The organism is Nostoc sp. CALU 1950 (assembly GCF_051172895.1).
Classification (GTDB): Bacteria; Cyanobacteriota; Cyanobacteriia; order Cyanobacteriales; family Nostocaceae; genus Nostoc; species Nostoc edaphicum_A.
The window spans coordinates 22,962-29,272 of the sequence record NZ_JBDNJQ010000100.1; the positions used below are offsets into that span (position 1 = coordinate 22,962).

Here is a 6,311-nt window from a genome sequence, read left to right on the forward strand (position 1 = left end):
ATCTAAAATTTTACAAGTCAGAATAAATGCTTTTTAGATAAAAATTACTACTATCTTAGGGCTGAGTTTTATCAAAAAGTAACATAAGTATTAACTTAAAAGTTATACTTTCTTGTCAAAATCAACACATTTTTCTTCTTCGTTTTAAAATTGTAATCAGATGCTAAATCTATAAAATCTTTACATCTTTACAGAAGTTAGTGAATCCCCAGGAATTAAATTACCACATTCAAACCTGATATTTCAAACAGGAGATGGATTGTCATGACACAGCAAAATGCTGCCCGACTTTTTCAAGCCGTAAAAGCAGATCAAGCATTACAACAAAAACTCAAAGCAACAGCTAATCCAGAAGCATTTATCAAGATTGCTCAAGAGCGTGGCTATGATTTCACCGTTGAAGAACTGGACAGCGAAATCAACAAATTATCTGAAGAAGATTTAGCCGCCATTGTCAATCCAGGATGGGGGACTAGACGCCACCTTAATCCTAGATAATTCCTGTTCTGGGAAACCGAAAGTATAGGAACAACTGAATTGACACATTATGCTCCTCAAGGGGATACCGTTGCATCATCACCTTTAGGAGCATTTCTATTAAACTAAGCAACTCTAATTGCTATCTTCCCACCTGCTTAACTCATGAGTTAGGATGACTATATTTTAATCAGGTGATATGAAAAGAATAGAAGTTGAGCAAAGAACTATTTTAATTGGTTTGGCTGGTAGCCACGGCTATGGTTTAAATCGTCCTGATTCAGACTTGGATTATCGGGGAGTATTTATCGCACCCAAAAGGTACTACTTGGGATTTGATCGCATAGAACAAAAAGATACTGGTTGGGATGAACCAGGAATATTTCCATTCGTTGATGGTAACAAAGACACAGTTATATATGAATTAAGAAAAATCCTCCAGTTATTAGCAGGTGCAAATCCTAATGTTTTAGAATTGCTCTGGTTAAATAACTATCCTTTTCTAAACACAGTAGGACAGCATTTAATTAATCATAAACAGTTATTTTTGAGTAAAAAGGTAAAACATACTTACACTGGTTATGCCTTTGCTCAAATCAAAAAGATGGAAACTCATCGTAAGTGGTTGTTAAAACCACCGCAAAAAAAACCGATACCATCTGACTTCGCTATAGAAGACGAAGCACCTCTGGGCAAAGATGAGCTAAATGCTTTTCTGGAGTATCTTTATAACTTAATCAGAGGACGGATTGAGTTTTTGGAAGAAGCGGAACAATTATATCAATTGCTGACAGCAGATATTGATTTTAAAGGAGTGTTAAAACAATATACTTTACCCGATGAAACTTTGGAATATACCCAAAAGTTAACCAATAGCCGTAAAGATTTTATTCGTCTGCTTCAGAAAAGTCAAAGCTATCAAATAGCTTTAAGAGAATGGAAGGCTTACTTATCTTGGCAGGAAAATAGAAATCCGGCTAGAGCAGAAATGGAAAGAAAATCGGGTTTTGACCTCAAACATGGAATGCACTGCATTAGATTGTTACGCAGTGGAGTAGAAATATTACGGCACGGTGAAGTGATTGTAGATAGAAGAATAGCTGGTGATGTTGAGGATTTAAAAGCTATTTTAAAGGGTGAGTATTCTTATGAGCAGGTAATGAAAATGGCAGAAGATTTGGTTGCCGAAATGGAAATTGTTTGCGAACAATCTGCCCTACCTCATAAACCTGATTTAGAGCAAATTAATGAGTTGTGTATGGAATTGGTGGAAATGCAAAAATGGAGTCATTAGTCATTAGTCATTAGTCATTAGTCATTGGTCATTGGTCATTGGTCATTGGTCATTGGTCATTGGTCTATTGGTGTTTATAACTCAACACAGTTCAGAATGAGCAACAGAACCCTCATGTAGAGACGCGATAAATCGCGTCTTCAAAGACCAATTACCTACACCAATAAACCTTAACCCAAGCGTATTGGCTTATAACTAACAAAGGACAAAGGACAAATAACAAATGACTAATTTTAAAGAGTATACATTAAGTCAGCAAAGCCATATAGGCTGATGATGAGCAATAGAGATGCTGTTAGTTGGGTAATTCGTGTCTGGGGTGAGGGGGCGATCGCTTCCCGCACTAAAATAGAAATAGATGACCCAACTAATAAGCTCAAGCATAAAATTAAATAGGGCCTGTCGGGTAAAATACTGCCTATTGCCAGCATAGCGATCGCTAATAAGAGCATCAATAACTCTACAAACCTGGGCGGATCGTATTGGCTAGATAGAATAAAGCTGTTGAACCAAAAAGACCAAAATCTCATATTCAGTGCTGAGTGCTAAGTGCTGAGTTAAGAGTTAGGAGTTGTGATTTATAGTCAGTGCTGATTGAGGAATTAAAGTTGTGAGATATGAAGCAGCTTTCCATTCAAAACTCTTAACTATTAATTCTTCACCGGAGGCGGAGCGTTTCCGGCTCCGCTCCTAACTTTTAACCCCTAGCTCCTAACTTTTGACCTGTGCCGTTCTTTTGTGCAGTATCACTTTCTGGTAGTTCGACGCCAAAGACACGGCTAAAAACTTTGGCGACTTTGTAGCCAGAATCAATCGATTCTAAGGGGTCTTTCCGCAGTCTGTGACGCAAACATAGCGTAATTACGCGATGGATATCATCAACTGTAACTTCAGTGCGTCCTTCATAAGCTGTTAAGGCTTTGGCGGCGCGGTTACTAACAATGTCGCCTCGCAAACCATCTACATCCAGTTCTGAACAGACTTCAGAAATTTTCACCCGCAGATCATAGTCCATGTTCACTTTTGGCAAAAGCTGTTGAGCATTGACAATTTGCTCTTGCAATGCTTCTTGCTGGGGTTTGTAATTTTCGAGAAATGTTGGAGGATTTTGATCAAAATCCGCCCGTTGTTCTACGATTTGCACCCGCAAGGCTGGTTCCTTTACTGTGTGAATTTCTGCGTGCATCCCAAAGCGATCGAGCAGTTGGGGGCGTAGTTCGCCTTCTTCTGGATTTCCAGAACCCACAAGAACGAAACGTGCTGGATGACGAATAGAAATACCTTCCCGTTCTACAGTGTTCCATCCACTGGCGGCGGAGTCGAGTAACACGTCTACAAGATGGTCGTCTAGTAAGTTGACTTCATCCACATAGAGAATACCTCGGTTAGCCTTTGCCAGTAGTCCCGGTTCAAAGGCTTTGACACCTTCAGATAAAGCTTTCTCAATGTCGATTGTGCCACAAACTCGGTCTTCTGTGGCTCCTAGTGGCAGGTCTACCATTTGGACTTTTTTGTGAGCTACAGGAATTTCCGCCCCTTGTTCTAACAGTTGGCGGACTTCATCGCTCATTAAGTCGGGGTCGCTAGGATCACTACTGAAGGGATCATTGGCAACCACAGAAATTTCTGGCAGCAGATCCGCCAGCGCCCGGATAGTTGTGGATTTCCCGGTGCCGCGATCGCCCATGATCATTACACCACCAATTTTGGGGTCAATCACGTTCAATAGCAACGCCAGTTTCATTTCTTCCTGGCCCACGATTGCCGTAAAAGGAAATACTACGCGACGCGCACTTGCCGTGGATTGAGCAGTTGGACTCACTAAATTACCTTAACAATATTTTTCTTATTACAGTTATTTATTGTGACACAGGTAGGGCGTGGAGGAATGTGAAGATCAGGGGGATGAGGAAGAAGCAGGGGGTAGGGGGGCAGGGGAGCAGGGAGTAGAATAAAAAATTATCTCTTTCTCCTCTGTTCCAAGCTTTGTGTCCCTCTGCCTCTTTTCAATGCCCAATGCCCAATTCCCAATGCCCAATTCCCCATACCAATATCTATTGGGCACAAATGCTTATTAGCTGCGTCAACTATCTTAATTTGTCTGCTTTAGTTTTTCTGGTGCAAAAGTTCCATAAGCAGGGAACGAACAACTACCAACTCATCAATCCTGTAGTAAGCATAAATACTTGTAAACTATATGGTTAGTAGATTCAATTTTAAAAACGAGCAATGGCGTGTGTGGGTAGCTAATGCATCATTCAAATCTATGAAATCACCTTTTATTGTTCAAATTTGGCGGCGAGCGCTCAAGTCTCTTTTTCCGATTCTCATTTTAATATCCTTTGTTACGGTATTACTGGTAGACAGTTTCACTCCTGCCATCGCACAGATACCCCGTCAGGAAATTCGCGGGGTTTGGATGACTACTAATGATTTTGACACCCTCAAGAATCGCGCCAAAGTGCAGGATGCGGTAACTCAGCTGCGGGGGATGAACTTCAACACAATCTATCCTGTGGTGTGGAATTCTGGTTATGTGATGTATCCCAGTGCGATCGCGCAACGTGCAGGTATTCAACCTTTTGTCTACAAAGGTTCTGATGGACATGATATTCTTGCAGACCTGATTACTCAAGCCCATCGCCAAGGATTGCTAGTAATTCCCTGGTTTGAGTTTGGTTTTATGGCTCCCCCAACCTCAGAACTTGCACTGAATTATCCAGATTGGTTCACACAAAAGCGGGATGGTAGCCAAACTTCAATCAGTGCAGCGGGTGAGGTGATGTGGCTTAATCCCTTCCATCCCCAAGTGCAACAGTTCATCACCAATCTTGTGCTGGAAACTGTTACCCAATATGATGCCGATGGCATTCAGTTTGACGATCACATGAGTTTGCCCCACGAGTTTGGTTACGACCAATATACGGTTGCTTTATACACCAAAGAAACTAAAAATCCTCCCCCAACTAATCCCCAAGATCAGGCATGGATAAAGTGGCGGGCAGATAAAATTACGGCGTTCATGGTACAACTTAACCAAGCGGTAAAGCAGAGAAAACCCCAGGCGATTTTCTCTGTTTCTCCCAATTACTATGATTTTGCTTACAAGTTTCACCTGCAAGATTGGCTAAGTTGGATGCGACAAAATATTGTGGACGAGTTAATTGTGCAAATTTATCGTCCCGATCTGCAAAGTTTTGTGGCAAATATTTCCCGCCCAGAAATTCAAGAAGCGCAACAAACAATTCCAACTGGAATTGGCATTATGACAGGGTTACGAAATAACCCAGTTCCCATGCAGCAAATTAAGTCTCAGGTGCGGGCTGCTCAAGAACGCGGTTTAGGCGTAACCTTCTTTTATTATGAAAGCCTTTGGAATGATGCGTTAGAACCTTTAAACGAGCGACAAGCTGCATTTGGAACTCTCTTTCCATCTCCCGCACTCCGCGCCAGAGTTGATTGAAGAAGCAAGTTCGTAGTAAGGACTTTAGTCCTGATTTTCTAAGCACTAAAGTTCTTACTACGAACCCTCAAAACTAGCTGAGACATTGTAGTAGTGCGATCGCCTGTAATTCTAAAAGGTATAATCCATCATTCGCCAGCCTGTACTCACTCCCCACTTCCGACTCCTAACTCAGCATGACAATCTTCTACCGAAGTGCGTTGTCGCATGGCATTAACTAAAGCCTCGTAGCTAGACCAATTTTCTTGCAGTAGAGTTTTTGCCTGGAGGGCATGAAACCGCAGTTTTTGCTGATAAACTGATTCCGAAAAGCCTAACATTGTCAAGACTCCTATCAGCTTGCTTTTATCATCAGATCCACCCTCAGCATTATTAAAAACTAGGGTTTCAGCAGCAATACCCGCCATCCAAACAGTGCAGTAGCGGTCTAGCATTTGGGCACTAATTTTACCCGCTTCTAGTTGAGATGCTAATTCGTCATCATCAAAGCTAACGCCGCCTTGCCCAGGTTGCCCCTGTTTCCAGGCTTCCCAAGCGCTGAGTGTGTAGCCGGTAACGGGAATACCCAACAGGTAAGCAACTAAGAAATGCCCAGCTTCGTGGTGGACGATGCGATCGCGGTGTTCACTTGAAAAACCAGCTATCCAATCTACAAAGATGGTACCACCCTTGCCTTGTAGGCTGAAACTATCTAATGTCGCTATGCCTAAGATGGTGAAGGTAGCAAGTGCCGGTACTGCCGGTGATAAGTTTAAGAACGGTCCCACCAGTACTGATAGGGTCATGAGAAAGATAGATATTGCAACTAAATTTAGGCTAGTTTGGCTCATCGAGAGTTTTCTGAGAATCTGCTTAATCTTTCTTTATTATGAGGCGATCGCACAGCTTTTGTATCAAGCGAGTTGTAGCGATCACCTAATTTTTTCATCTCATACCTAATTAAATTACTGGCTTAACAACGGATGTTTTCTCTATCACTAGAATGATGGCTGCTTTTCCAGTCGCAGACATAATGTGACCTTATACCAATTCTCTAAGAAGCTGCACAGAATAAAGCTTCATGAAATAGAGCTTCGA

General features: G+C 41.8%; 6 protein-coding genes. 3 read left to right on the plus strand and 3 right to left on the minus strand.

Annotation, left to right across the window (positions count from 1 at the left end; translation table 11 throughout):
* Positions 1-264: 264 nt before the first annotated feature.
* Both ABF638_RS24070 and ABF638_RS24075 read left to right on the plus strand, forming a co-directional pair.
* Entirely contained in the window at positions 265-498 is a 234-nt protein-coding gene (locus tag ABF638_RS24070; RefSeq protein ID WP_069071597.1) for a Nif11-like leader peptide family natural product precursor, read from the plus strand.
* A gap of 178 nt (positions 499-676) precedes the next feature.
* Positions 677-1,771 (plus strand): nucleotidyltransferase domain-containing protein, encoded by a 1,095-nt coding sequence (locus ABF638_RS24075; protein WP_435025461.1) that lies wholly within the window; start codon positions 677-679, stop codon positions 1,769-1,771.
* A gap of 233 nt (positions 1,772-2,004) precedes the next feature.
* Here the strand turns inward: ABF638_RS24075 and ABF638_RS24080 are convergent, their stop codons facing one another.
* A complete protein-coding gene (locus tag ABF638_RS24080) occupies positions 2,005-2,301 on the minus strand; it encodes a hypothetical protein (protein WP_069071595.1) in 297 nt (98 codons plus the stop codon).
* Between the two features lie 167 nt (positions 2,302-2,468).
* Positions 2,469-3,593: a magnesium chelatase ATPase subunit I gene (gene bchI, locus ABF638_RS24085; RefSeq protein WP_435025462.1), complete on the minus strand. Its 1,125-nt coding sequence runs from the start codon at positions 3,591-3,593 to the stop codon at positions 2,469-2,471.
* 444 nt (positions 3,594-4,037) lie between these two features.
* On the opposite strand from bchI, the gene ABF638_RS24090 reads away from it, so the two are divergent.
* Positions 4,038-5,234 carry a glycoside hydrolase family 10 protein gene (locus ABF638_RS24090; RefSeq protein WP_435025463.1) on the plus strand — a complete coding sequence of 399 codons (1,197 nt, stop codon included), beginning with the start codon at positions 4,038-4,040 and terminating at the stop codon, positions 5,232-5,234.
* Between the two features lie 146 nt (positions 5,235-5,380).
* On the opposite strand, the gene ABF638_RS24095 is transcribed toward ABF638_RS24090, so the two are convergent.
* Positions 5,381-6,064 carry an ATP-dependent Zn protease gene (locus tag ABF638_RS24095; RefSeq protein WP_435025464.1) on the minus strand — a complete coding sequence of 228 codons (684 nt, stop codon included), beginning with the start codon at positions 6,062-6,064 and terminating at the stop codon, positions 5,381-5,383.
* Positions 6,065-6,311 lie beyond the last annotated feature (247 nt).